Here is a 24,270-nt window from a genome sequence, read left to right as displayed (position 1 = left end):
GCAAGGAGACCCTTACCGTGAAGAGCGCCGTCGAGACGCTGAACCCGACCCGGGTTCGGCTCACCGTCGAGGTTCCCTCCGAGGAGCTGAAGCCCAGCCTCGACGCGGCGTACAAGAAGATCGGCAAGCAGGTGACGGTCCCGGGCTTCCGCAAGGGCAAGATCCCGGCTCGCATCATCGACCAGCGCTTCGGTCGTGAGGCCGTTTTCGTCGAGGCGTTCGATGAGATCCTCTCCTCCTCGTACGGCAAGGCCGTCGAGGAGAACGAGCTGCGCGTCCTGGGCCAGCCCGAGGTCACCGAGGTCACCGACGTGACCGAGCTGGCCGGCGGTGCCGATCTGAAGTTCACCGCAGAGGTCGACACCCGTCCCGAGATCGAGCTGCCGGACTACTCCGGCATCGAGGTCGAGGTCGATGACATCACCGTCACCGACGAGGACGTCGCCGAGAAGATCGAAGAGCTGCGTGACCGCTTCGGTGCGCTGAACACCGTCGAGCGGGCCGCGGCCGAGGGCGACACGGTCGTCATCGACATCGAGGCCAAGGTCAACGGCGAGGTGCTGGAGGACGGCGTCGCGAAGGCGATGTCGTACCAGATCGGCGGCGACACGATGCTGGACGGCCTCGACGCCGCCGTCATCGGCGCGTCGGCCGGCGAGACCAAGACCTTCGAGACCGAGCTCCAGGGTGGCAGCGCGGCCGGCGAGACCGCCGAGGTCTCGGTCCAGGTGACCACCGTCAAGGCCAAGGAGCTCCCCGAGCTCGACGACGACTTCGCGCAGCTCGCCAGCGAGTTCGACACGCTGGACGAGCTGAAGGCGGACCTGCGCGAGAAGCTCGACCACCAGAAGCTGCACGACCAGCAGAACGAGGGTCGGGACAAGGTTCTGGAAGCCCTGCTTGAGCAGATCGAGGTGCCGCTGCCGGAGAGCATCGTCACCGAGGAGATCGAGCAGCGTCGCGGTCAGCTCGAGCAGCAGCTCGGCATGATGGGCATGGACCTGGCCAAGTGGCTGGAGATCCAGGGCCAGACCGCCGAGGAGTACGAGACCGAGCTCCAGGACAGCGTCCGCAAGGGCATGCGCGCCCAGTTCGTGCTCGACGAGGTGGTGAAGAAGGAGCAGCTCTCCGTCAACCAGGAAGAGCTGACCCAGCACCTCATCCAGCGGGCGCAGCAGTCCGGCATGAGCCCGGACCAGTTCGCGCAGCAGGTCATGCAGTCCGGCTACGTGCCGGTCCTGGTCGGCGAGGTCGCTCGCGGCAAGGCCCTCGAGGTCATCGCCAAGGGCGCCAAGGCCAAGGACGCGTCCGGCAACGAGGTCAGCCTCGGTGTCGACCTGCACGCGGACGACGCGGACAACCACGAGGGCCACGACCACGCGGAGACCGAAGAGGCCGCTCCCGCGTCGGACGCGACCGCGGAGGAGAAGGCCGAGGCCTGATCCACACTCGCGCGACGCCCTCGCGACGCGCGCGCGACTCGCGATGGCCGGTCGGGGTGACCCGCGGCGCACGCAGTGCGTGTAGGGCGTAGTAGCTGTAGGGAGTAGGACCCGACGCTTCGGGCCCGGTCCCCGCTTCGGCGGAGACCGGGCCCGAAGTGCTTTTCGGGCGCGAGGCGCACGGGTGGGTGCGGGAGGGGCGGCGGGGGGAGGGCTCCCACGCTCGGAGTACGCCTGGAGCCGGTCGCACGGTCGGGTGGATGCCGGGCCGCCCGGCCGTGTTCGGAGATCGGGTCCGCTCGGCGGTGCGGCAGGTGCGCGGTGTGGCGACGGTGGCGCGGATGGTTCGCGCGGGCGAACCACCGTGCGGGGCCGGTCTCGCGATCCGTCGCCGGTCTCGCGATCCGTGTCGCGCCGATTCGTACCGGGCCGCGCGCGTCGGCTGGTCGCCGACGGCCCCGAAGATGCCTGCGCCGGCCCCGAGGAGCCTCCGCGCGAGTCGAGTCGGTGTCCGATATCGGCTCGCGCGATCGGCGGGCCGTGGCAGCCGTTCTCGCCCTCTCGCCCGGCAACCCGTTGCCGCCCGCACGGCGCAGGACACGGGCCCATGGCGCCGGAGACCCCGTCCCGGTACCCACCGAGCCCCCGATTCCGGTTTCGCCACCCCAAGCTCCGCGCGGTTTCCGTTTCGCCACCCCAAGCTCCGCGCGTCTTCGGTTCCGCCACCCCAAGCTCCCCGCGTCTTCGGTTCCGCCACCCCGAGCTCGCGCGATCCCGGTTCCGCCACCCAAGCTCCCCGCGGTCCCGGCCGATCTGCCCGAGCGGCCCAGCGAGCCTGCGGGGCGCGCAGCGGGCGTGAGTCGTGCCGGGCCGAGTCGGCCGGGCGCGACGCGGGGCTCGAGAGGACGGGCCCGGGGCCCGGTCCCGGCCGGGACCGCACCGCACCGGTCCGCACCGGTCCGCACCGGTCCGCACCGGTCCGCACCGGTCCGCACCGGTCCGCACCAGGGGTCGCGGCGGGCAGTCGGCGCGGTCGGGCCGGGGCCGACGCGGGACTCGGGGCGGCGGAGCCGGGACCGGAAGGTTGTCCCGGCCTCGCTCGATCCGCGCGCGACTACCCCGATACCGCCCGGATGCCGCCTTGCTGCGCTCTGGGCGAACAGTCCTGAGTCTGGGATGGCCTGCGACGATCCGCGCGTTAGGGTCGCTGTACGAAGGGGGTCACCCGCCACGAACGCAGGTGCCTCCCAAGGTCGACTTCGTGACGGCTCGGGATTGCCGTCGGAAACGAGCAGGTGGATACGTGACGAATCCGCAGATCGTGACTCCGGGGCTCGCGGTGCCCACTTCGCGTGCATCTCAGCCGGGTGGGATGGGGCTCGACGACCAGGTCTACAACCGGTTGCTGCGCGAGCGGATCATCTTCCTCGGCTCGGTGGTCGAGGACCAGATCGCCAACGCGATCTCCGCCCAGCTCCTGTTGCTGAACGCAGAGGACCCGGAAAAGGACATCTGGCTCTACGTCAACTCGCCCGGTGGCTCCATCACCGCCGGCATGGCGATCTACGACACGATGCAGTGGATCAGCAACGATGTCGCGACCGTCGCGATGGGCCTGGCCGCCTCCATGGGCCAGTTCCTGTTGACCGCCGGAGCCCCCGGCAAGCGCATCGCGCTGGCCAACTCCGAGATCCTGATGCACCAGCCGTCCGCCGGTCTCGGTGGCTCGGCGTCGGACATCAAGATCCAGGCCGAGCAGCTCCTGCGCACCAAGCGCAAGATGACTCGCCTGATCGCGCACCATTCCGGGCAGACCCCCGAGAAGATCGAGCACGACTCGGACCGCGACCGCTGGTTCTCCGCCGAGGAGGCCAAGGAATACGGCCTGGTGGACCACGTGGTTCGCAGTGCGGCCGAGGTTCCCAACACCGGCAGCACCAGCTGATACCGGCGGCTGTACACAGCTGAACCCGGCTGACCGACAGCTGATCCACACCAGCCGACCCCGGCTGGGAAACAGCGTGAGTCGGCCTCCGGTCGCCCAGCCACTGAGTCGAGTCCGCAGTCCCGGAGGGCTGAGATTTCCATGAATGACAATCTGTTCCACCGGCCCGAGGGCCTGGCACCGTTGGCCTCGCGCAGCGCCGAGAGCCGTTACGTCCTGCCGCGTTTCATCGAGCGCACGTCGCAGGGTTTCCGCGAGCAGGACCCGTACACCAAGCTGTTCGAGGAGCGGATCATCTTCCTGGGTGTCCAGGTCGACGACGCCTCCGCGAACGACGTGATGGCGCAGCTGCTGACGCTCGAGTCGATGGACCCCGATCGGGACATCTCGATCTACATCAACTCGCCCGGCGGTTCCTTCACGGCGCTTACCGCCATCTACGACACGATGCAGTTCGTGCGCCCCGACATCCAGACGGTGTGCATGGGCCAGGCGGCCTCCGCCGCCGCCGTTCTGCTCGCCGCGGGAACTCCGGGCAAGCGAATGGCGCTGCCGAACTCCCGCATCCTCATCCACCAGCCGTACAGTGAAACAGGGCGCGCGCAAGTCAGCGACCTGGAGATCCAGGCTCGTGAGATCCAGCGCATGCGCACCATGCTGGAAACGATGCTCGCGCAGCACAGCACGAGGCCGATCGAGCAGGTTCGCGACGACATCGAGCGCGACAAGATTCTGACGGCCGAAGAGGCGCTTGCGTACGGCCTCATCGACGAGATCACCGCACCTCGGAAGGTCGTCGGCTAGTGTCCCCGCCCGGTCGGCGGCTTGCCGCCGACCGGACAACGGTGACCGGTTGATGGTCAAAACCGGGGGATCGGAGATTCCGGCGGGGTACCGTCGAAAGACCAGGCACCAGGTCCGGGACATCCGGGGCCCAGGCGAAGGAGATGCACCTCGTGGCACGCATCGGTGACGGTGGCGACCTGCTCAAGTGCTCGTTCTGCGGAAAGAGCCAGAAGCAGGTGAAGAAGCTCATTGCCGGTCCGGGTGTCTACATCTGTGACGAGTGCATCGACCTGTGCAACGAGATCATCGAGGAGGAGCTCTCCGAGTCCTCCGAGTTGAAGTTCGAGGAGCTCCCCAAGCCGCGGGAGATCTACGAGTTCCTCGACGGCTACGTGGTCGGGCAGGAAGTCGCCAAGAAGGCGCTCTCGGTAGCGGTGTACAACCACTACAAGCGGGTCCAGGCGGGCGAGTCCGCCAAGGCGTCCCGGGACGACGGCGTCGAACTGGCCAAGTCGAACATCCTGCTGCTCGGGCCGACCGGCTGTGGCAAGACGCTGCTGGCCCAGACCCTGGCCCGGATGCTCAACGTGCCGTTCGCCATCGCCGACGCGACCGCGCTCACCGAGGCGGGCTACGTCGGCGAGGATGTCGAGAACATCCTGCTGAAGCTGATCCAGGCGGCCGACTACGACGTCAAGAAGGCCGAGACCGGGATCATCTACATCGACGAGGTCGACAAGATCGCTCGCAAGAGTGAGAACCCGTCGATCACGCGCGACGTGTCCGGTGAGGGCGTGCAGCAGGCGCTGCTGAAGATCATCGAGGGCACCACCGCGAGTGTGCCGCCGCAGGGCGGCCGCAAGCACCCGCACCAGGAGTTCATCCAGATCGACACGACGAACGTGCTGTTCATCGTGGGTGGCGCGTTCGCCGGCCTGGAGAAGATCATCGAAGGCCGGGTCGGCCGCAAGGGCATCGGCTTCGGCGCGCAGATCCGCTCCAAGCGCGATGTGGAGAGCGCCGACTCGTTCGCCGACGTGATGCCCGAGGACCTGCTCAAGTTCGGCATGATCCCGGAGTTCATCGGCCGGCTGCCGGTGCTCACCTCGGTGCACAACCTGGACCGCGAGGCGCTCATCCAGATCCTGACCGAGCCCAAGAACGCGCTGGTGAAGCAGTATCGCCGGCTGTTCGAACTCGACGGGGTCGAGCTGGACTTCGAGATGGAGGCGCTGGAGGCGATCGCCGACCAGGCGATCATGCGCGGCACCGGTGCGCGCGGCCTGCGGGCGATCCTCGAAGAGGTGCTCCAGTCGGTGATGTACGAGGTCCCGTCCCGCAAGGACGTGGCCCGCGTCGTGGTCACCGACCAGGTGGTGCTCAAGCACGTCAATCCCACGCTTGTGCCGCGCGACGTGGTCAAGCGGGAGCGGCGCGACAAGAGCGCCTGAGCCGAACCCTCCACCCACCGGCAACCGAGCGGAAGCCGAACGGCGGCCGGAAAGCCCCCGGGACGGCAGCCGAGGTGCCCAGGACGGCTATCGGGCGGTGCCCGCGTACACGTTCGCGATCACCAGCCGAGCGTGTGCGACACCGGCTCCGTCGCTGACGTGCACGAGATCGTGCTCGTCGCCCCACAGACACATCGCCGTGGTGGGGTTGCTCCAGCAGCGGAGCAACCCCGGCGGGCCGGGTACGGCCGGATCCTCGGTCAGCGACACCGCCGGCACGAAGTCCCGGACGTACGCCGCCGGCGCCGTGTCCCGCCTGGTCGCCAGCGTCAGCAGCACCGTCTCGCCGATCTGCCCGCCGCCGAAGACCTCGGTTCGGACGTCGGTGAAGGTCCGCCCGATCGTCGCGTCGAGTTCGCCGACCGTGCCGGGCAACTCCTGGTGGGGGACCGGGCCTCGGGCCTCGATCGTGGTCGGCATCACGAGCGGTCCGGCGATCCGTACGCCGGCAGGCGCGGTCGGCAGGCCGCGCGGCCGACTCGGACCGCCGCCGCTGCCGCCCGAGTCGAGCAGCAGTACCACGACCACCACCGCGGCCACGACCACCGCCGCGCTGCCCAGGACGCCCACGAGCAGCGCGGCCCGGTCCCGGGAGCGGTCGCTCGGCGGCGGAGCGTCGGTCGGTGGGCCGCTCGGGTATCCCGCGCCACTCGTCCCGGACTCCTGCATGCCGCCGTACCCGTCGCTCATCGCCCCCACCACCTCGTGGCTCGGCCGTACGTCATCGGTACCCGGTACAACGACGGTAGGGCCGCGAGGCGACGCACGAACGCGCGTTCCGCCGCGGCCCCGCCGGCGCATCCGGGACCGCCCCGCCGCTACTTCTCCAGATCCGCGCGCATCGCCTTGAACTTCGCCGCGGCCTGATCCGCCGACGACTGTTCGAAGTAGGCCACAGCCGTCGTGTACCGGTCCGCCCACCCGCAGATCGCCGCGGGCCCGGCGGCCGAACCGGGCATGCACTCCAGCGTGCCGCCCAGCGGGCCGGCGTCGTAGGACTTCATCGTGACCCCGTCCGGGACGCTGCCGCCGCTGCCGTTCACGTACTCGACCATGCCGCGCAGCATGTGCTCCAGCCGCTTGCCGTCGACCCCGGTCATCCCGTCCACGCCCACGAACAGCACCGCGCGCGGGCCGGCCCCGGTCGCGCCGTATGCCGCGACCACCACGTTGTTGACGCGGTCGCGCACCTCGCCCGGGTCGACCGGAACGTCGGTGGGCCCGTCGGTCAGCCGGGTCAGGCCGCCCGCCCGGGCGGCGGGCTGGAGCCTGCGCACACCGGCCGGCGTCGACGGCCGGCCGGACGGGACCGATGTCGAGGGCGCGGTCGGCTGGGCCTTGCCGCTCGGCAGCTCCGCCGGCCGCGTCACGGCCGAGGTCGCCCCGGCGTCGGCCGGTCGGTCCGGTGTGGCGACCGCCGGGCCGCTCCGGTCGGCCTTGTCGTCCTTGGCCTGACAACCCGTCAGCACGGATGCCCCGAGCACCGAGACGGTGACGGCGGTGATGGTGGTGAGCAGTGTCGAGGTGCGAGTACGCACGAGATCCCCCCGGATTCACGGATTCACGGATATCGGGCCGGCTCCCGACGCCCCGACCGATGCCCCCATCGTCGAAACCGGATACCGCCCACGGCGCAAGTTAGCGGTGCCCGGCGCCCGGCGGGGTCGCGGTGACAGCACGGTGACAAGGGCGGGACGCCTCCGGCGCGAAACCGACCTCCGCGCCCGCCGCCACGCCCCCTGCGCGCCCGCCGCCACGCCCCCTGCGCGCCCGCCGCCTCGACGGCCGCGTCAGCGCCGCCCGGCCGTCGCCCGCCCGCCGCGCCACCGCCCTGCCACCGCCCCACCGCCGCCGCGTCGAAGGCGCCCGCGCGCCTTCCGTAGACTGGGGCGGTGACCGAGAACACCATTCCCGCAGCCGCTGCCGCCGAGCAGCCGCAGGCCCTTCCCTCCCAGTACACCCCCGCCGAGGTAGAGGGGAAGCTGTACGAGCGCTGGGTAGCCGCGGGTTGGTTCGAGGCCGACGCGAAGAGTGACAAGCCCCCGTACACGATCGTCATCCCGCCGCCGAACGTCACCGGACAGCTGCACCTGGGCCACGCGTTCCAGCACACGCTGATGGATGCGCTCACCCGCCGCAAGCGCATGCAGGGCTTCGAGGCGCTGTGGCTGCCCGGCATGGACCACGCCGGCATCGCCACCCAGAACGTGGTCGAGCGCGAGCTGGCCAAGGAGGGCAAGTCCCGGCACGACCTGGGCCGCGAGGAGTTCGTGGACCGGGTCTGGCAGTGGAAGGAAGAGTACGGCGGGAAGATCCTCGGCCAGATGCGTCGCCTCGGCGACGGCGTCGACTGGTCGCGGGAGCGCTTCACCATGGACGAGGGCCTGTCCCAGGCCGTGCAGACCATCTTCAAGCGGCTCTACGACGACGAGTTGATCTATCGCGCCGAGCGCATCATCAACTGGTGTCCGCGCTGCCTGACCGCGATCTCCGACATCGAGGTCGAGCACCAGGACGACGAGGGCGAGCTGGTCTCGATCCGCTACGGCGACGGCGACGCCGCGATCGTGGTGGCCACCACGCGCGCCGAGACCATGCTCGGCGACACCGCCGTCGCGGTGCACCCCGGCGACGAGCGGTACGCGCACCTGGTCGGCACCGAGATCGAACTGCCGCTCACCGGGCGGCGGATCCCGATCGTGGCCGACGAGCACGTGGACCCCGAGTTCGGCACCGGCGCGGTCAAGGTGACCCCGGCGCACGACCCGAACGACTTCGAGATCGGCCGCCGGCACAACCTGCCGATGCCCTCGATCATGAACGAGCGGGCGATCGTCACCGTGCACGGCCCGTTCGAGGGACTGGACCGCTACGAGGCGCGCTTCGCGATCGTGGCCGCGCTGCGCGAGCAGGGGCGGATCGTCGCCGAGAAGCGCCCGTACACGCACGCGGTCGGGCACTGCTCGCGCTGCAAGACCACCGTCGAGCCGCGCCTGTCCATGCAGTGGTGGGTCAGGGTCGAGCCGCTGGCCAAGGCCGCCGGCGACGCGGTGCGCGACGGCCGGGTGACCATCCACCCGCAGGAGCTGGCCGGGCGCTACTTCGGCTGGGTCGACAACATGCACGACTGGTGCATCTCGCGCCAGTTGTGGTGGGGCCACCGGATCCCGGTCTGGTACGGCCCGAACGGCGAGACGGTCTGCGTGGGTCCGAACGACGAGGCGCCGACCGGCGAGGGCTGGACGCAGGACACCGACGTGCTCGACACGTGGTTCTCCTCCGCGCTGTGGCCGTTCTCCACGCTGGGCTGGCCCGAGCAGACCGCCGACCTGGCCAAGTTCTATCCGACCGACGTGCTGCTCACCGGGCACGACATCATCTTCTTCTGGGTCGCCCGGATGATGATGTTCGGCCTGTACGCGATGGACGGGCAGGCGCCCTTCCACACCATCGCGCTCACCGGCCTGGTCCGCGATCAGTTCGGCAAGAAGATGTCCAAGTCGTTCGGCAACGTGGTCGACCCGATCGACTGGATGGACGCGTACGGCACCGACGCGCTGCGCTTCACCCTGGCCCGCGGCGCCAACCCCGGCACGGACGTGCCGATCGGCGAGGACTGGGTCCAGGGCTCGCGCAACTTCTGCAACAAGATCTGGAACGCGACCCGGTTCGCGCTGATGAACGGCGCGACCGTCGAGGGTCCGATGCCGGCCGCCGAACAGCTCGCGGCGGCCGATCGCTGGATCCTGTCCCGGCTGGACGCGGTCGTGGCCGAGGTGGACGCGTACTACGAGGACTACCAGTTCGCGAAGCTCTCGGACACGCTCTTCCATTTCGCCTGGGACGAGGTCTTCGACTGGTACGTCGAACTGGCCAAGCTGCCGCTCAACGGTGAGGACGAGGCCGCCGCGCAGGCCACCCGGCGCGTGCTGGGCCACGTCCTGGACGTGACGCTGCGGCTGCTGCACCCGATCGTGCCGTTCGTGACCGAGGAGTTGTGGACCACGCTCACCGGCGGCGAGTCGCTCGTGCCCGCCGAGTGGCCCACCCCGAGCGGGTTCGCCGACCCGGCTGCCGAGGCCGAGATCACCACGCTCCAGCAGGTGATCACCGAGGTTCGCCGGTTCCGCTCGGACCAGGGCCTCAAACCCGGCCAGCGGGTGCCGGCCAACATCTCGCTCGCGGGCACCGCGATCGCCGCGCACGAGGCGGCGCTGCGGCAACTCGCCCGCTGCACACCGGCCGGCGAGGGCTTCGCGGCGACCACGTCCTTCCCGGTCGCGGGCGCGGTGATCGAGCTGGACCTGTCCGGCGCGATCGACTTCGCCGCCGAGCGCAAGCGACTGACCAAGGACCTGGCCGAGGCGGAGAAGGTCCGAGACGTGAACACCAAGAAGCTCGGCAACGCCGGCTTCCTGGCCAAGGCCGCCGCCGATGTGGTGGACAAGGTCCGGGACAAGCTGACCGGAGCCGAAGCCGACATCGAACGCATCAAGGGCCAGCTCGACCGGCTGCCCACCGCCTGATCCGAGCGGTCGCGCGGCCCGGGCACACCCACCCGGGCCGCGCGGACGATCGGCGAGCCGCCACCCCGGCTCGGCCCCAACCCCCGAAGAACTCGATCGGAACCGGTGACACCAGTGACAGACCCCGCCGAGGCAGCGGCCGCGCAGCGCGCCGTGGAGGCCGAGCTGATCGGGCGCTGGCCGGAGACCAAGCTCGACCCGTCCACCGACCGCGTGGTCGCGCTGATGGACGTGCTCGGCGAACCCCAGCGGGCGTACCCGGTCATCCACATCACCGGCACCAACGGCAAGACCAGCACGGCCCGGATGATCGAGGCGCTGCTGCGCGCGTTCCAACTGCGCACCGGCCGCTTCACCAGCCCGCATGTCGAGTCGATGACCGAGCGGATCAGCCTGGACGGCGAGCCGATCAGCGCCGAGCGGTTCGTGGAGACCTACCACGACATCCGGCCCTACATCGACATCGTGGACGCCGCGCAGCCGTACCGACTGTCCTTCTTCGAGGTGATCACCGCGATGGCCTACGCCGCGTTCGCCGACGCGCCGGTGGACGTCGCGGTGGTCGAGGTCGGCATGGGCGGCACGTGGGACGCGACCAACGTGGTGGACGGCACGGTCGCCGTGGTCACCCCGATCGCGCTGGACCACGTCGCCCGGCTCGGTGGCACGCCCGGCGAGATCGCGGTGGAGAAGGCCGGGATCATCAAGAAGGACAGCCTGGTCGTGCTGGCGCAACAGCCGGTGGACGCGGCCGAGGCGCTGATCCGACGCGCGGTCGAGGTGGACGCGACGGTGGCCCGCGAGGGCATGGAGTTCGGCGTGGTCCGGCGCGACCTGGCGGTCGGCGGCCAGTTGCTCACCCTGCGCGGCCTGGCGGGGGAGTACGAGGACGTCTTCCTGCCGCTGCACGGCAGCCATCAGGCGCACAACGCGGCGGTCGCGCTGGCCGCCGTGGAGGCGTTCATGGGCGTCGGGGTGGCCGATCGACCCGGGCTCACCAGCGGTGGCGCGCTGAACGCGGACCTGGTCCGCGAGGCGTTCGCGTCGGTCACCTCGCCGGGCCGACTCGAGATCGTCCGGCGCAGCCCCACCGTACTGATCGACGCCGCGCACAACCCCGCCGGCGCCCGGGCCGTCGCGCAGGCGATGACCGACTCGTTCGACTTCCGGCATCTGGTCGGCGTGGTCGGCGTGATGGGCGACAAGGACGTGCGAGGTGTGCTGGAGGCGCTCGAACCGGTGCTCGCCGAGGTCGTGGTGACGCGGAACTCGCAACCACGCGCGATGCCGGTCGACGAACTCGCCGCGCTCGCGGTCGAGGTGTTCGGCGCGGACCGGGTCGACGTGCAGCCGGCCCTGCCGGACGCGATCGAGGCCGCCGTCACGCTGGCCGAGGAGGAGGGCGACCTCGGCGGCGCGGGCGTGCTGGTCACCGGCTCCGTGGTCACCGTCGGCGAGGCCCGGGTGCTGCTCAAGGGCGCCGACACCGGGGGAGCCGGCCATCGCAACGGAAGGGACGCCTGAGCATGCGCGCGCTGTGTTCGACCCACCTGATCGGCCAGGCCATGGTGATCTGCCTCGCCGCGCTGGTCGCGATGCGACTCACCGACATCTCCACCGGCGTGTTGTGGGCGGTCGCCGGGCCGTCCGCGCTCTTCTGCGTGCTGCTGTGCGCCAAGCTCAAGGAACCGTGGGCGATCACCGCCGGCTGGGCGCTGCAACTGGGCCTGTTCGTGACCGGTTTCGTGGTCCCGATGATGTTCCTGATCGGCGTGGTGTTCGCGGCCATCTGGTACGGCTGCATCCGGGTCGGGCGGATCATCGACGCCGCCAAGGCGGCCCGGATGGCTACCGCCGAGTGACTGAAGGCGTACGGCCGAAAGGTTGATGCGTTACCCCGGATAGGCTCTGGGCGTTGACCGTTCGTCGGGTCGCGAGGTCTGTGCCCGTACCCCCCCTTTCGAGGAAGCAAGGAGCCAACGTGTCCGAGCGCACGCTCGTCCTGGTCAAGCCGGACGGAGTCCGGCGTGGTCTCGTCGGTGAGGTCATCGGCCGTATCGAGCGCAAGGGCTTCACCCTGGCCGCGCTCGATCTGCGGGTGATGGACCGCGAGACGATCGAGCGGCACTACGCCGAGCACGAGGGCAAGCCGTTCTACGCCCCGCTCGTGGAGTTCATGACCTCGGCCCCGTCCGTGGCGCTGATCGTCGAAGGCGAGCGGGTGATCGAGTCCTTCCGCGTGCTCGCCGGCGTCACCGACCCGATCAAGGCCCTGCCGGGCACCATTCGCGGCGACTTCGCCACGATCACCCGGGAGAACATCGTGCACGGCTCCGACTCGCCGGAGTCCGCCGAGCGCGAGATCAAGAACTTCTTCCCCGAGCACGCCTGAGCGTCCGGTCGCGGCGCCCGGGGTGTTCGACAACCCCACGCGCCGGGCCGGGCCCGTGCCGTGTCGATTCCCGCCGTGACGCACGTGTCGCGATGAAGGGCGAATGCCGCGCGACGCGCGCGGGCCGCGCGGGAGATCGATTTTTTTCGCGACCACGCCGTGTGGACCTCCACACGACCCGCCGGGACGCCGATCGGGCGCCGGCCGTGCGCTGTTAGAGGGAAATCCCTCCACTTGCCGCGCGTGGCACGCAACCCCTCACCCCGTGATCACGTCATGGTGGATGGAGGGTGCAGCCGTGCCCCGGTACGTCGCGGTTCTGCCGCCGGTACACCCGTGCCTACGATGTTGGTCGGTCGATCCGGTGTCGTCGGTGCGACGTCCCTCGGCCGGCTCATGTCCTCATGGCTACGAGCTCGGGAAGGCCCTAGGTTCTTTATATGGCGAACAACTTGTCGTTCATCGGTCGTGACATGGCGGTCGACCTCGGTACGGCCAACACGCTGGTGTACGTCAGAGGCCGCGGCATCGTATTGAACGAGCCGTCGGTGGTCGCCAAGAACACCACTACCGGGGGCATCCTGGCGGTCGGCGCCGAGGCGAAGAAGATGATCGGGCGCACGCCCGGCAACATCGTGGCGATCCGACCGCTCAAGGACGGCGTGATCGCCGACTTCGAGATCACCGAGCGGATGTTGCGCTACTTCATCCTCAAGGTGCACCGCCGCCGGTACCTGGCCCGTCCGCGCGTGGTGATTTGCGTGCCCTCGGGCATCACCGGCGTCGAGCGCCGCGCGGTGGTCGAGGCGTCCAGCCAGGCCGGCGCGCGCAGCGTGCACATCATCGAGGAACCGATGGCCGCCGCGATCGGCGCAGGTCTGCCGGTGCACGAGGCGACCGGCAACATGGTCGTCGACATCGGCGGCGGCACCACCGAGGTCGCCGTCATCTCGCTCGGTGGCATCGTCACGGCGCAGTCGATCCGGGTGGCCGGCGACGAGTTGGACAACGCGATCATCGCCTACGTGAAGAAGGAATACTCGCTGCTCCTGGGCGAGCGCAGTGCCGAGGAAATCAAGATGTCGATCGGCTCGGCCTTCGACCTCGGCGAGGACGAGCACAGCGAGATTCGCGGCCGCGACCTGGTCAGCGGCCTGCCCAAGACGATCGTGATCTCCACCTCCGAGGTCCGCAAGGCCATCGAGGAACCGGTCAACACCATCGTGGACGCGGTCAAGAGCACGTTGGACCAGTGTCCGCCCGAACTGGCCGGCGACGTGATGGATCGCGGCATCGTGCTCACCGGAGGCGGCGCGCTGCTGCGCGGCCTCGACGAGCGGCTGCGGACCGAGACCGGAATGCCGATCCACATCGCCGACAACCCGCTGGACTCGGTGGCCCTGGGCGCGGGCAAGTGCGTCGAGGAGTACGAGAAGCTCCAGCAGGTACTGGACGCCCAACCACGCCGCTGACCCGGGACGCGGGGGCGGTCGGCCGGTCCGCCGCCCCCGGATCCGGTCCGGCGCGGCCACACACCACAACTGCCCACAACTGCCCACAAGCGCCGCAACGTACGAAAGGGGCGGGCGCGCATCGTGAGGGACTCCCGGCACGGTCGGCTGGTCCTCGTGCTGCTGCTAGCGATCTCTTTCGCCCTCATCACCGTGGACATCCGCGGTGGCCGGAACTCGCCCATCGCGAATGTCCGCGACTGGGCCTCGGCCGTGTTCGGCCCCGCCGAACGCGGCGTGTCCGCCGCAGTGGACCCCGTCGGCCGGGCCGTGAACGCGGTCAAGGACGCGGGATCCCACGAGAGCGAGAAGAAGCGCCTGCAGGACGAGAACGCCAAGCTTCGTCAACAGGTGGACAACATCGAGTTCGACCGCAATCGCGCGGCCGAATTGGACAAACTGCTCAAGGTCTCCTCGGCCGGGCAGTACAAGATCAAGCCCGCGCGCGTGGTCGCCATCGGGCCCGCCCAGGGCTTTTCCTGGACGGTCACCCTCGACGCGGGCGTGGGCGACGGCATCAAACCGGACATGACCGTGATCAACGGCGACGGTCTGGTCGGCCGGGTGACCCAGGTGGGTCCGATGACCTCGACCGTGCTGCTCGCCACCGACCCCGGATTCGCGGTCGGCACGCGCCTGGCCGGGTCGATGGAGATAGGGATCACCTCGGGACGCGGCGACAAGCCGATGAACCTCAAGCTGCTCAACGGGCAGGCCCGGGTCAAGAAGGGCGACCGGCTGGTCACCTTCGGCTCGCAGGGCGGCAAGCCGTTCGTGCCGGGCGTGCCGGTGGGCGAGGTTGCCGAGGTGCGCAACACCCCGGGCGAACTCACCCGCAGCGTCGAGGTGCGGTCGTACGTGCGCTTCTCCGGCCTGGACACGGTGGGCGTGGTGATCGAACCGCCGCGCACCGACCCGCGCGACGCGGTGCTGCCACCGCCGATCCAGGAGGCGGCCGCGCCGCCGAGTACGCCGCCCGTGCCGCCGGCGCCGCCCGCGAGCACCGAGCCGCCCAAGGGTGCCTCGGCCGCGAAGCCGCCCGCCGGCGGGACCCGGACCAACATCGCCAACGCCGCCGACGCACGCCGCAAGCCGCCGCCCGGCGGCGCGACCCCACCGACCGGAAGGGACTGAGACGGTGCGGATCTCCCGCGTGTTCTATGCCGCGCTGCTGATTGTCGTCGCGCTCGTGGTCCAGGTGAGCGTGCTCGCCCGGCTCGGTCTGCCCGGTGCGGTGCCGGACCTGTTGCTCCTGGTGGTGGTCGGGCTCGCGCTGACGTACGGGCCCACCGCCGGCTGCGTGATCGGCTTCGCGGCCGGCCTGTGTGCCGACCTCGCGCCGCCCGCCGACCACGCGGCGGGCCGGTACGCCTTCGTGTTGTGCCTGGCCGGGTACGTCGCCGGCCTGTTCGTCTCGCGCAGCCCCAGACGCTCGGTACTCACGCCGATCGCCGTGGTCGCGGTCGCCGCGGCGGGCACCACCGTGCTGTACGCGGCGGTCGGCGCGCTGGTCGGCGACGGCGCGGTGCGCCAGGTGGGGCTGACCAAGCTGCTGCTGACCGCGGTGGTCTACGACGCGATCCTGGCGCCGTTCGTGGTGCCGTGGGTGATGGCGCTGGCCCGCAAGGTGGATCCCAAACCGATGCTCTCGGGCCTGTCCCGGTAGGGGGTGAACGCCCAAGATGCGTAAACGCATGCCCAGCCTGCTCAACTCCGGCCGCTCCAAGGGAGACGGCGCGCACAGCGTGCGGGCCCGCATGGTGATCCTGCAGATCCTGGTCCTGTCGCTGATGATCACCCTCTTCGGCCGGCTGTGGTACCTGCAGATCCGCGAGGGCGACCACTACGCCGCGGCCGCGTCGCAGAACCAGGTCCGAGACGTGGTGACCCCGGCCGTGCGCGGGCAGATCCTCGACGACAAGGGCCTCCCGCTGGTCAACAACCGCACCGCGCTGGTGGTCTCGGTCAGCCGCACCGAACTGCTGCGGATGCCCGACTCCGGCGCCGCCGTGCTGACCCGGCTCGCCGAGGTGTTGCAACTGCCCGCCGACGAGGTCAAGGCGCGCACCCGGCTGTGCGAGCGCAACGTGCCCAAGCCGTGCTGGAACGGCTCGCCGTACCAGCCGATCCCGGTCACCGACAACGCCACCACCGAGCAGGCGCTGACCATCATGGAGCATCGCGAGGACTTCCCCGGGGTGACCGCCGAGCCCACCGCCGTGCGGCAGTACCCGGCGCCCGAGGGGGCCAACGGCGCACACGTCGTGGGCTACCTCTCGCCGGTCTCCGACGACGAGTTGAGCAAGCAGAAGGCCGAGGGCAAGAAGGACCTCCAGCGCGCCGACGAGGTCGGCCGCAGCGGTCTGGAGCGCACCTACGACGCGGACCTGCGCGGAAAGTCCGGGGTCACCGGGCTGTCCGTGGACCACCTCGGCCGGGTCACCGGCACCGTCTCGGAGACCGCGCCGGTGCCCGGCAACCACCTGGTGACCAGCATCGACGCGAAGATCCAGGCGATCACCGAGCAGCAGTTGGACGAGGCGATGAAGCGGGCCCGGGCGACCTTCGACGCGGGCAACACGCACAAGAACTTCGTCGCCGACGCGGGCGCGGCCGTGGTGATGGACATCAAGACCGGCCGGGTGATCGCGATGGCCAGCGCGCCCAACTACGACCCGTCGGTGTGGGTGGGCGGCATCTCGCCGGAGGACTACAAGGCGCTCACCGACGAGAAGGCCGGCGTACCGCTGGTGGCCCGGGCCATACAGGGTCAGTTCGCGCCGGGCTCGATCTTCAAGGTGATCTCCACCTCGGCCGCCGCCGAGTCGGGCTACTCCACCAAGGCCAACTACGACTGCTCGCCCAGCATCACGGTCGGCGGCACGACCTTCAACAACCTGGAGTCCAGGGGCTACGGCCCGATCTCGCTCCAGCGTGCGCTGGAGGTCTCCTGCAACACCGTTTTCTACGGCATCGGCTACGACATGTGGCTCAAGGACGGCGGGATCTTCGGCAAGAACCCCAAGGACCCGATGGTCACCATGGCCAAGAACTACGGCCTGGGCGCGCCCACCGGGATCGACCTGCCCGGCGAGTCCGGCGGCCGGATCGCCGACCGGGCCTGGAAGAAGCGCAACTGGGAGCAGAACAAGGACGCGTGGTGCAAGCAGGGCGACACCGGCAACGAGTACGTGGACAAGATCGCCAAGGAGAACTGCGTCGACGGGTGGCAGTTCCGCGCCGGTGACGCGATCAACTTCGCGATCGGCCAGGGCGACACCACGGTCACCCCGTTGCAGATGGCCCGGGTGTACGCGGCCATCGCCAACGGCGGCACGTTGTGGAAGCCGTCCATCGGCAAGGCCGTGATCAGCCCGGAGGGCAAGCTCGTGCGCGAGATCCAGCCACAGGCGACGGCCAAGCTGCCGATAAGCGACGCGACGGTGAAGTACCTGCAGAACGCGCTGATCGGCGTCGAGATGAACGGCACCGCGGCCGGCGTCTTCGCCAACTGGCCGAACGCGGAGATGCCGATAGCGGCCAAGACCGGCACCGGCTCGGTGTACGGAAAGCAGAGCACGTCCTGGTTCGCCACCTACGGCGGGCCCAAGGACGGCCCGCAGTACGCCGTGGTGATGATGGTCAGCCAGGGCGGCACCGGTTCCGGCACCTCGGGTCCGTCCGTCCGCAAGATCTACGAAGCGCTGCTCGGCGTCGACGAGAAGGGCGCGATCGACCCGGCCAAGGCGCTGCTGCCCGCCCCGCCCACGGGGCTGCCGCACGTCAAGGAGGACGGCACCGTCGTGCCGGCCGCCCACCTGCTCCCGCCGCACCCGGGCGGGAACAACGCTCCCACCACTACCGCGATGTCCGCGCCCGGGGCACTGCCGCCCGATCGCGTGGTCTACCGGACGGGGAGAGGGACATGAGCCTGAAACTGCGACCCGCCTCGCGGGTGGCCGGATTCGGTACACCGGACCTGGGCCGACTCGCGCCGGTGTTCACCCCGCGCCGGTCGATCACCCGACAGATCATCCAGCGCGACGCCCCGGTGCGTCGACTGGACTGGATACTCCTGGGCCCGGCGCTCGCGCTGTCCGTGGTGGGCTCCCTGCTGGTGTGGTCCGCGACCCGCAATCGGCGCGGACTCACCGGCGGCGACCCGCAGTTCTTCTTCAAGCGGCACCTGCTCAATCTGGCGATCGGGCTGGTCCTGGCAACAGTGGTGGCGATAATCGGTCACCGTCGGATAAGGGCCTTCGCCCCGTTCGTCGGGATCGTCGCCGTGCTCGGCTTGATGGCCGCGCTCAGCCCGCTGGGCAGCACGATCAACGGTCAGCGGGCCTGGATCCAACTGGGCGCGGGCTTCTCGGTGCAGCCCGCCGAGTTGGCCAAGATCGCGATCATCCTGTGCATGGCGATGATCCTGTCCGAACGGGTGGACACCGGGGACCTGGCCAGACCGGGCGACAAGGCGGTGTTCTGGGCGCTGGCGGTGGCGGCGCTGCCGATGGCGGTGATCATGCTGATGCCCGACCTCGGTTCGGTCATGGTGCTGGCGATGATCGTGCTCGGCGTGCTGCTCGCGTCCGGTACGCGGGCGCGCTGGATGATCGCGCTGATCATGATGGCCGCGGCCGGCGCGGGCGCGGTCGTGCGCCTCGGGCTGCTCAGCGAATACCAGATCGACCGGTTCCGGGCCTTCGCCAATCCGGACTTCGATCCGGGCGGCGTCGGCTACAACACCGTGATGGCCCGGCTGGCGATCGGCTCGGGCGGGCTCACCGGCAAGGGGCTGTTCCACGGCGAGCAGACCAGTGGCCAGTACGTACCCGAACAGCAGACCGACTTCGTCTTCTCGGTGGCGGGCGAGGAACTGGGCTTCATCGGCTGCAGCGTGATCATCGCGCTGTTCGGGATCCTGCTGTGGCGCGGGATCCGGATCGCGCTGCACGCCGACGACCTGTACGGCACGATCGTCGCGGCCGGCGTGGTCGCCTGGTTCGCCTTCCAGGCGTTCGAGAACGTCGGGATGAACCTGGGCATCATGCCGGTGGCCGGGTTGCCGCTGCCGTTCGTCTCCTACGGCGGATCGTCGATGTTCGCGATCTGGATGGGGATAGGGCTGTTGCAGTCGGTGCACATGCGGCACGCCGGCGCCTTCAAGTCGGCCTGAGCCGAGCCGGCCCGTCGGCCTCGCACAGGCCGCCGGCCACCCGTCGCGGGCGGCCCCCACCGGGCAACCCGGTAGGGGGTCCGCCCGGATCGCGTTAGGCTGGGAGGTCGATCCCCCTCCCAGCCCCATCGGAAGGACCGCCATGCCCGTCGAGTCCCTGTTCCCGCGTCTGGAGCCGCTTCTGCCCCAGGTGCAGAAGCCCATCCAGTACGTCGGTGGCGAGCTCAACTCGACCGTCAAGGACTGGGACGCGTGCACGGTCCGCTGGGCCCTGATGTACCCGGACGCGTACGAGGTCGGCCTGCCCAACCAGGGCGTGATGATCCTGTACGAGGTTCTCAACGAGGTCGCCGACGTGCTCGCGGAGCGTACCTACGCGGTGTGGGGCGACCTGGAAAAGCTGATGCGCGAGCACGACGTGCCGCAGTTCACCGTGGACGGCCACCGGCCCGTCGGCGCGTTCGACGTGTTCGGGCTGAGCTTCTCCACCGAGCTGGGCTACACGAACATGCTCAACGCGCTCGACCTGGCCGGGATCCCGATCGAGGCCAAGGACCGCACCGAGGACCACCCGATCGTGCTCGCCGGCGGACACGCCGCGTTCAACCCCGAGCCGATCGCGGACTTCATCGACTGCGCCGTGGTCGGCGACGGCGAGCAGGCCGTACTCCAGATCACCGACATCATCCGGGCCTGGAAGGCCGAGGGCCGCCCGGGCGGTCGGGACGAACTGCTGTTCCGCCTCGCGGTCACCGGCAACGTCTACGTGCCGCGCTTCTACGACGTGGACTACCTCGACGACGGCCGGATCCAGCGGGTCGCGCCGAACCGCTCGGGCGTGCCGTGGCGGGTGTCCAAGCACACCGTGATGGACCTCGACGAGTGGCCCTACCCCAAGCAGCCGCTGGTCCCGCTCGCCGAGACCGTGCACGAGCGCATGTCGGTGGAGATCTTCCGCGGCTGCACCCGCGGTTGCCGGTTCTGCCAGGCCGGCATGATCACCCGGCCGGTGCGCGAGCGCAGCATCAAGGGCATCGGCGAGATGGTCGACAAGGGCCTGAAGGCGACCGGCTTCGAGGAGGTCGGCCTGCTGTCGTTGTCCTCCGCCGACCACACCGAGATCGCCGAGGTGGCCAAGGGCCTCGCGGACCGCTACACCGACGACAAGATCGGCCTGTCGCTGCCGTCCACCCGGGTGGACGCGTTCAACATCGACCTGGCCAACGAGCTGACCCGCAACGGTCGCCGCTCGGGTCTGACCTTCGCCCCCGAGGGCGGCAGTGAGCGGCTGCGCAAGGTGATCAACAAGATGGTGTCCGAGGAGGACCTCATCCGCACGGTCGCCACCGCGTACGGCAACGGCTGGCGCCAAGTGAAGCTCTACTTCATGGTCGGCCTGCCCACCGAGACCGACGAGGACGTGCTGCAGATCGCGGACATGGCCAAGAAGGTCATCCAGAAGGGCCGCGAGGTCTCCGGGAGCCGGGACATCCGCTGCACGGTGTCGATCGGCGGGTTCGTGCCCAAGCCGCACACCCCGTTCCAGTGGGCCCCGCAGCTCGACCCCGCAGCCACCGACGCGCGACTGCACAAGCTGCGCGACGCGATCCGCGCGGACCGGCAGTACGGCAAGTCGATCGGCTTCCGCTACCACGACGGCAAGCCGGGCGCGATCGAGGGCCTGCTCTCGCGCGGCGACCGCCGGGTGGGCCGGATCATCCGCGCGGTCTGGGAGGACGGCGGCCGATTCGACGGCTGGAGCGAACACTTCAGCTACGACCGCTGGGTGCGCTGCGCCGACAAGGCGCTGGCCGACGAGCCGGTGGACCTGAACTGGTACACCACCCGCGAACGCGAGTGGAACGAGGTGCTCCCGTGGGACCACCTCGACTCCGGCCTGGACAAGGACTGGCTGTGGGAGGACTGGCAGGACGCCCTCGACGAAACCGAGGTCGACGACTGCCGCTGGAGCCCTTGCTTCGACTGCGGCGTATGTCCGCAAATGGGCACGGAGATCCAAATCGGCCCCACGGGCCAGAAGTTGCTGCCGCTGTCGGTCAAGCAACCGGCCGCGCAGGGCTAGCACCGGGATGAGGCGCGGGCCCTCCGGGGCTCGGAACGAACAGGCGGTCGGACGACGAGTCCGGCCGCTTTTCGTTTCCGTGCGGGGCGCCGCGGCGGGCGAGGCGGTGCCGGATGCCGCGTTACTTTTCGAGGTTCTGCTTCAGCTCCGCCCCGGCGCCGACCCTGCTCACGCCGAGGGTGCGTGACGGTTCGTGGCGGTTGACCTCCACGGCGGCGGACGAACGGCCGGACGCTCCGCCACCCGCGGCGGGTACGAAACCCGTTGCCGCGCTCTTCGCCAACGACTTGTCGACGTCTGGCGCCTTGGCCCGGGGGGCGGGCTTCTTCCCGAGCAATTCCTTGTCCCGGAAGGCGGCGACGTCCGCGCGGAGGCTCTCCCCGAACGCTTTTGTCGCTTCGGAATCCGACACCGCGCGTGCTGGGGGTCCGGGCTTCTCGAGATCCTTTGGCTCGCGCTTCTTGGTGTCCTTTCCCACGCCCGGCCTCGCTACGGAATTCGGGGGAAACCGCTGCTGGTTGTCCCTGGCGGCGCGCCGCCTCTGCTCCTTGGGCATGTATCGCAGTGGGTCGGGTGCGGGGGTCGGAGCCTCGCCATCGGTCTCCTTCGCCGGTGACGCTCCGACCGGCCCTTGGGTGAGCTTGCTGCGGAACAGTTTCTTCAATTCATAGGCGATTGTTCCGATTTCATTCATCTTTGCCACTGTGCACCGCCTTTACGAAGTCGTCGCAAGAGTGCGGGACCCTTCCGGCCTACACCCTGCACCAACCGACGGAAGCTGCCCAGCCCTTCGGGCGCAGTCGGGTTCGCCTGCCTCGTCGGCGGCGCCGAGTGCACCTAGGCGGCGGCGCGGGTCGACGCGCGGTCGGGCCGGGCCGTCGGTGCGCGCCGTCGGGTAGTCGCATGGTCACACGAGGCAGCAATGGTGGTCCCGGCTCCTTGTCGGTGGCAGGGCCACTAATCTTCCCGGGTGAATGCAAACGGGGAGCAACCGGAACCGGCGCCGTGGACGCCGTCGACGAGCAATCACCGGCCGGGGCCGCCGAGCGGGCCCGAACCGACGTGGCAGCAGCGCGCCGAAGGCACGCGCACCGCCGGCGGCCCCGAACCGGGCGAGGGGTGCCTGTACGCGGTGGTCCGCTGGCCGGCCCGGATCATCGCGCTGATCATCGTGGTCCCGCTGCGGCTGCTGTGGGAGTTGTTGCGACTGATCGGCAGGGGGATCAAGTTCCTGTTCTGGACCTGGTTCCTGCGGCCGATCCTCAAGGGTCTGAAGATTCTGCTGTGGGACTGGTTCCTGTACCCGGTGCTCAGCTTCGTCGGCCGCTACATCCTGGTTCCGATCGGCAACGCGATCGCGTGGCTGGTGACCCACCTGCTGATCCGCCCACTCGTCTTCCTGTTCAGGTACGTGCTGCTCAAGCCCGCGACGTGGCTGTGGCGGTACGTGCTGCGTCCGGTCGGACGCGTGACGCTGCAGGCGCTGCGGTTCGCGTGGGAAGTGTCCACCGCCGTCCTGAACTTCCTGATCGTCCGGCCGCTGTCGTGGTTGTGGCGGGCCGTACTGGTCCCGATCGGTCGCGGCATCGCCGTGGTCTGGCACCACCTGGTGGTACTGCCGGTGTCCTGGGCGTGGCGCAACGTGCTCACGCCGATCGGCAGGGCCATCCGCGCCGTGTGGCGATTCGTCGTCGTGGCACCGCTGCGCTGGGTCGGCCGCACCATCCTGCGGCCGATCGGCCGGGCCACCGGGGAGGTGCTGCGGGCCATGGGAATCGGGGGCCGCTGACCCGACCCGTCCGATGGCCGTACGCTTGGATCGACTTCTGCCCACCCACTTGAGCCAAGGACTGAGCGAAACTGGCACGACGTACGCCCGAGGGACCGCCGCCCGCGCCGACGGTCCAGCGACTGCGCCTCCGGTACACCAAGCGCGGCCGCCTCCGGTTCACCAGCCACCGGGATTTCCAGCGCGCGTTCGAGCGGGCCCTGCGTCGGGCGGAAGTGCCGATGGCCTACTCCGCCGGTTTCACCCCCCACCCCAAGGTGTCCTACGCGGGAGCGGCGCCCACCGGCGTCGCCAGCGAGGCCGAGTACCTCGAGATCGGCGTGGCCACGCACTGTGACCCGGCGCGACTGCGAGACCTGCTCGACGCATCGCTGCCGAGCGGTCTCGACGTGCTCGAGATCGTCGAGGCACACGGCGGCAACCTGCCCGAACGCCTCGAGGCGTCGGTCTGGGAGCTGCTTCTCGCCGGGGTCACCCACGAGGAGGCCGAGCGGGCGGTCGGCGTGTTCCTGGCCGCGGAGACCGTCGAGGTCCAGCGGATGAGCAAGAACGGAATGCGCACATTCGACGCCCGAGAGGCGGTGATCGCGCTGACCGTCACCACCCCCGACGGGAACGACGCAGGTCACCCGGGTGTCGATGCGGGTAGTGCCGCACCTTGTGCGATACTGCGACTGGTTGTCCGGCACACCACACCCGCCGTTCGACCCGACGACGTTCTGTCCGGTCTTCGCATGGTCGCCGAACTTGTTACGCCCACCGCCGCCGCGGTCACCCGCCTGGCGCAGGGGCCGCTCGACGCCGCGACCGATTCGGTGACCGACCCGCTCGCGCCCGACCGCGCAGCAGCATCGGCGGTGGAGCACACCTCACAGGGGGACGAGGTACTCCGGACCGGCCCGCAGGGCGGTGCAGAACCCGTCGTCGAAGCCTCGAATCGGTGACGACCGGGTACACGAGGCCCAAGGCTTGAATTTCCGACAGACTTATCGCCCGGTCACGGCCGCAAGGCCGGGACCGGCGAGTGAGAGAGAAGCTTCCGCGCGGCGCCCTGCGTTGGAGCGCCCGGAAGCGTGACGGGAGACAGACCCGCATGCTCGACACCGAGC

The 24,270-nt window shown here is 69.9% G+C and carries 18 protein-coding genes and 1 pseudogene; 16 read left to right on the top strand and 3 right to left on the bottom strand.

The features are described from left to right. Positions 1–17: 17 nt before the first annotated feature. From tig to clpX, 4 genes are all read left to right on the top strand, one after another. Entirely contained in the window at positions 18–1,442 is a 1,425-nt protein-coding gene (gene tig, locus ACIBSV_RS15010; RefSeq protein WP_395862924.1) for a trigger factor, read from the top strand. A 1,372-nt stretch (positions 1,443–2,814) separates the two neighbouring features. Then, on the top strand, positions 2,815–3,387 hold the full coding sequence (locus ACIBSV_RS15005; protein WP_020550724.1) for an ATP-dependent Clp protease proteolytic subunit: 573 nt from the start codon (positions 2,815–2,817) through the stop codon (positions 3,385–3,387). A 141-nt stretch (positions 3,388–3,528) separates the two neighbouring features. Further along, positions 3,529–4,191 (top strand): ATP-dependent Clp protease proteolytic subunit, encoded by a 663-nt coding sequence (locus tag ACIBSV_RS15000; protein ID WP_395862922.1) that lies wholly within the window; start codon positions 3,529–3,531, stop codon positions 4,189–4,191. Between the two features lie 152 nt (positions 4,192–4,343). Next, positions 4,344–5,624, top strand: coding sequence for an ATP-dependent Clp protease ATP-binding subunit ClpX (gene clpX / locus ACIBSV_RS14995; protein ID WP_360304477.1), 1,281 nt, complete (start codon positions 4,344–4,346; stop codon positions 5,622–5,624). An 87-nt stretch (positions 5,625–5,711) separates the two neighbouring features. Here clpX and ACIBSV_RS14990 read toward each other — a convergent pair whose 3' ends face one another. Together ACIBSV_RS14990 and ACIBSV_RS14985 are read right to left on the bottom strand one after the other, a co-directional pair. Next, complete coding sequence (locus ACIBSV_RS14990; RefSeq protein WP_395862920.1) at positions 5,712–6,374, bottom strand: hypothetical protein; 663 nt, start codon at positions 6,372–6,374, stop codon at positions 5,712–5,714. Positions 6,375–6,502: 128 nt separating this feature from the next. After that, positions 6,503–7,222 carry a hypothetical protein gene (locus ACIBSV_RS14985; protein ID WP_395862918.1) on the bottom strand — a complete coding sequence of 240 codons (720 nt, stop codon included), beginning with the start codon at positions 7,220–7,222 and terminating at the stop codon, positions 6,503–6,505. 354 nt (positions 7,223–7,576) lie between these two features. Here ACIBSV_RS14985 and ACIBSV_RS14980 point away from each other — a divergent pair, with 354 nt between their 5' ends. From ACIBSV_RS14980 to ACIBSV_RS14935, 10 genes and pseudogenes are all read left to right on the top strand, one after another. Beyond that, complete coding sequence (locus ACIBSV_RS14980; protein WP_395862916.1) at positions 7,577–10,210, top strand: valine--tRNA ligase; 2,634 nt, start codon at positions 7,577–7,579, stop codon at positions 10,208–10,210. A gap of 114 nt (positions 10,211–10,324) precedes the next feature. Further along, on the top strand, positions 10,325–11,734 hold the full coding sequence (locus tag ACIBSV_RS14975; protein WP_395862913.1) for a bifunctional folylpolyglutamate synthase/dihydrofolate synthase: 1,410 nt from the start codon (positions 10,325–10,327) through the stop codon (positions 11,732–11,734). Between the two features lie 2 nt (positions 11,735–11,736). Continuing rightward, a complete protein-coding gene (locus ACIBSV_RS14970; RefSeq protein ID WP_395862912.1) occupies positions 11,737–12,072 on the top strand; it encodes a DUF4233 domain-containing protein in 336 nt (111 codons plus the stop codon). Positions 12,073–12,191: 119 nt separating this feature from the next. Next, on the top strand, positions 12,192–12,602 hold the full coding sequence (gene ndk / locus ACIBSV_RS14965) for a nucleoside-diphosphate kinase (RefSeq protein WP_020550731.1): 411 nt from the start codon (positions 12,192–12,194) through the stop codon (positions 12,600–12,602). Positions 12,603–13,054: 452 nt separating this feature from the next. Then, positions 13,055–14,074, top strand: a complete 1,020-nt coding sequence (locus tag ACIBSV_RS14960) for a rod shape-determining protein (RefSeq protein WP_026218256.1) — start codon at positions 13,055–13,057, stop codon at positions 14,072–14,074. A gap of 123 nt (positions 14,075–14,197) precedes the next feature. Continuing rightward, positions 14,198–15,247, top strand: a complete 1,050-nt coding sequence (gene mreC, locus ACIBSV_RS14955; protein ID WP_395862910.1) for a rod shape-determining protein MreC — start codon at positions 14,198–14,200, stop codon at positions 15,245–15,247. Between the two features lie 4 nt (positions 15,248–15,251). Continuing rightward, positions 15,252–15,758: pseudogene (mreD, locus tag ACIBSV_RS14950) on the top strand (rod shape-determining protein MreD); the annotation flags it as partial. Positions 15,759–15,807: 49 nt separating this feature from the next. Continuing rightward, a complete protein-coding gene (gene mrdA / locus ACIBSV_RS14945) occupies positions 15,808–18,042 on the top strand; it encodes a penicillin-binding protein 2 (RefSeq protein ID WP_395863462.1) in 2,235 nt (744 codons plus the stop codon). Continuing rightward, positions 18,039–19,289 (top strand): rod shape-determining protein RodA, encoded by a 1,251-nt coding sequence (gene rodA, locus ACIBSV_RS14940; protein ID WP_395862908.1) that lies wholly within the window; start codon positions 18,039–18,041, stop codon positions 19,287–19,289. Before mrdA ends, rodA begins: the two co-directional genes overlap by 4 nt. 142 nt (positions 19,290–19,431) lie before the next feature. Continuing rightward, positions 19,432–21,372, top strand: coding sequence for a TIGR03960 family B12-binding radical SAM protein (locus ACIBSV_RS14935; protein WP_395862906.1), 1,941 nt, complete (start codon positions 19,432–19,434; stop codon positions 21,370–21,372). A gap of 121 nt (positions 21,373–21,493) precedes the next feature. Here the strand turns inward: ACIBSV_RS14935 and ACIBSV_RS14930 are convergent, their stop codons facing one another. Next, on the bottom strand, positions 21,494–22,066 hold the full coding sequence (locus tag ACIBSV_RS14930; RefSeq protein ID WP_395862904.1) for a hypothetical protein: 573 nt from the start codon (positions 22,064–22,066) through the stop codon (positions 21,494–21,496). A 276-nt stretch (positions 22,067–22,342) separates the two neighbouring features. Between ACIBSV_RS14930 and ACIBSV_RS14925 the strand changes: the two genes are divergently transcribed. Together ACIBSV_RS14925 and ACIBSV_RS14920 are read left to right on the top strand one after the other, a co-directional pair. After that, the gene (locus tag ACIBSV_RS14925) at positions 22,343–23,161 is read left to right on the top strand and encodes a hypothetical protein (protein WP_395862902.1); all 819 of its coding nucleotides are present in this window, start codon (positions 22,343–22,345) and stop codon (positions 23,159–23,161) included. Positions 23,162–23,232: 71 nt separating this feature from the next. Then, complete coding sequence (locus ACIBSV_RS14920) at positions 23,233–24,105, top strand: TIGR03936 family radical SAM-associated protein (RefSeq protein WP_395863460.1); 873 nt, start codon at positions 23,233–23,235, stop codon at positions 24,103–24,105. Positions 24,106–24,270: the final 165 nt, after the last annotated feature.

Source organism: Embleya sp. NPDC050154 (assembly GCF_044460165.1).
GTDB lineage: Bacteria > Actinomycetota > Actinomycetes > Streptomycetales > Streptomycetaceae > Embleya.
Note: the sequence above shows the minus strand (reverse complement) of the source record. Positions and strands in the feature narration are given on the sequence as shown.

Bases quoted from the DNA above. Each gene is read 5' to 3' on its own strand.
- ACIBSV_RS15005 (WP_020550724.1), top strand. From the start codon at position 2,815: ATGGGGCTCGACGACCAGGTCTACAACCGGTTGCTGCGCGAGCGGATC.
- ACIBSV_RS15000 (WP_395862922.1), top strand. From the start codon at position 3,529: ATGAATGACAATCTGTTCCACCGGCCCGAGGGCCTGGCACCGTTGGCC.
- ACIBSV_RS14990 (WP_395862920.1), bottom strand. From the start codon at position 6,374: ATGAGCGACGGGTACGGCGGCATGCAGGAGTCCGGGACGAGTGGCGCG.
- ACIBSV_RS14970 (WP_395862912.1), top strand. From the start codon at position 11,737: ATGCGCGCGCTGTGTTCGACCCACCTGATCGGCCAGGCCATGGTGATC.
- mrdA (WP_395863462.1), top strand. From the start codon at position 15,808: ATGCCCAGCCTGCTCAACTCCGGCCGCTCCAAGGGAGACGGCGCGCAC.
- rodA (WP_395862908.1), top strand. From the start codon at position 18,039: ATGAGCCTGAAACTGCGACCCGCCTCGCGGGTGGCCGGATTCGGTACA.
- ACIBSV_RS14935 (WP_395862906.1), top strand. From the start codon at position 19,432: ATGCCCGTCGAGTCCCTGTTCCCGCGTCTGGAGCCGCTTCTGCCCCAG.
- ACIBSV_RS14930 (WP_395862904.1), bottom strand. From the start codon at position 22,066: ATGAATGAAATCGGAACAATCGCCTATGAATTGAAGAAACTGTTCCGC.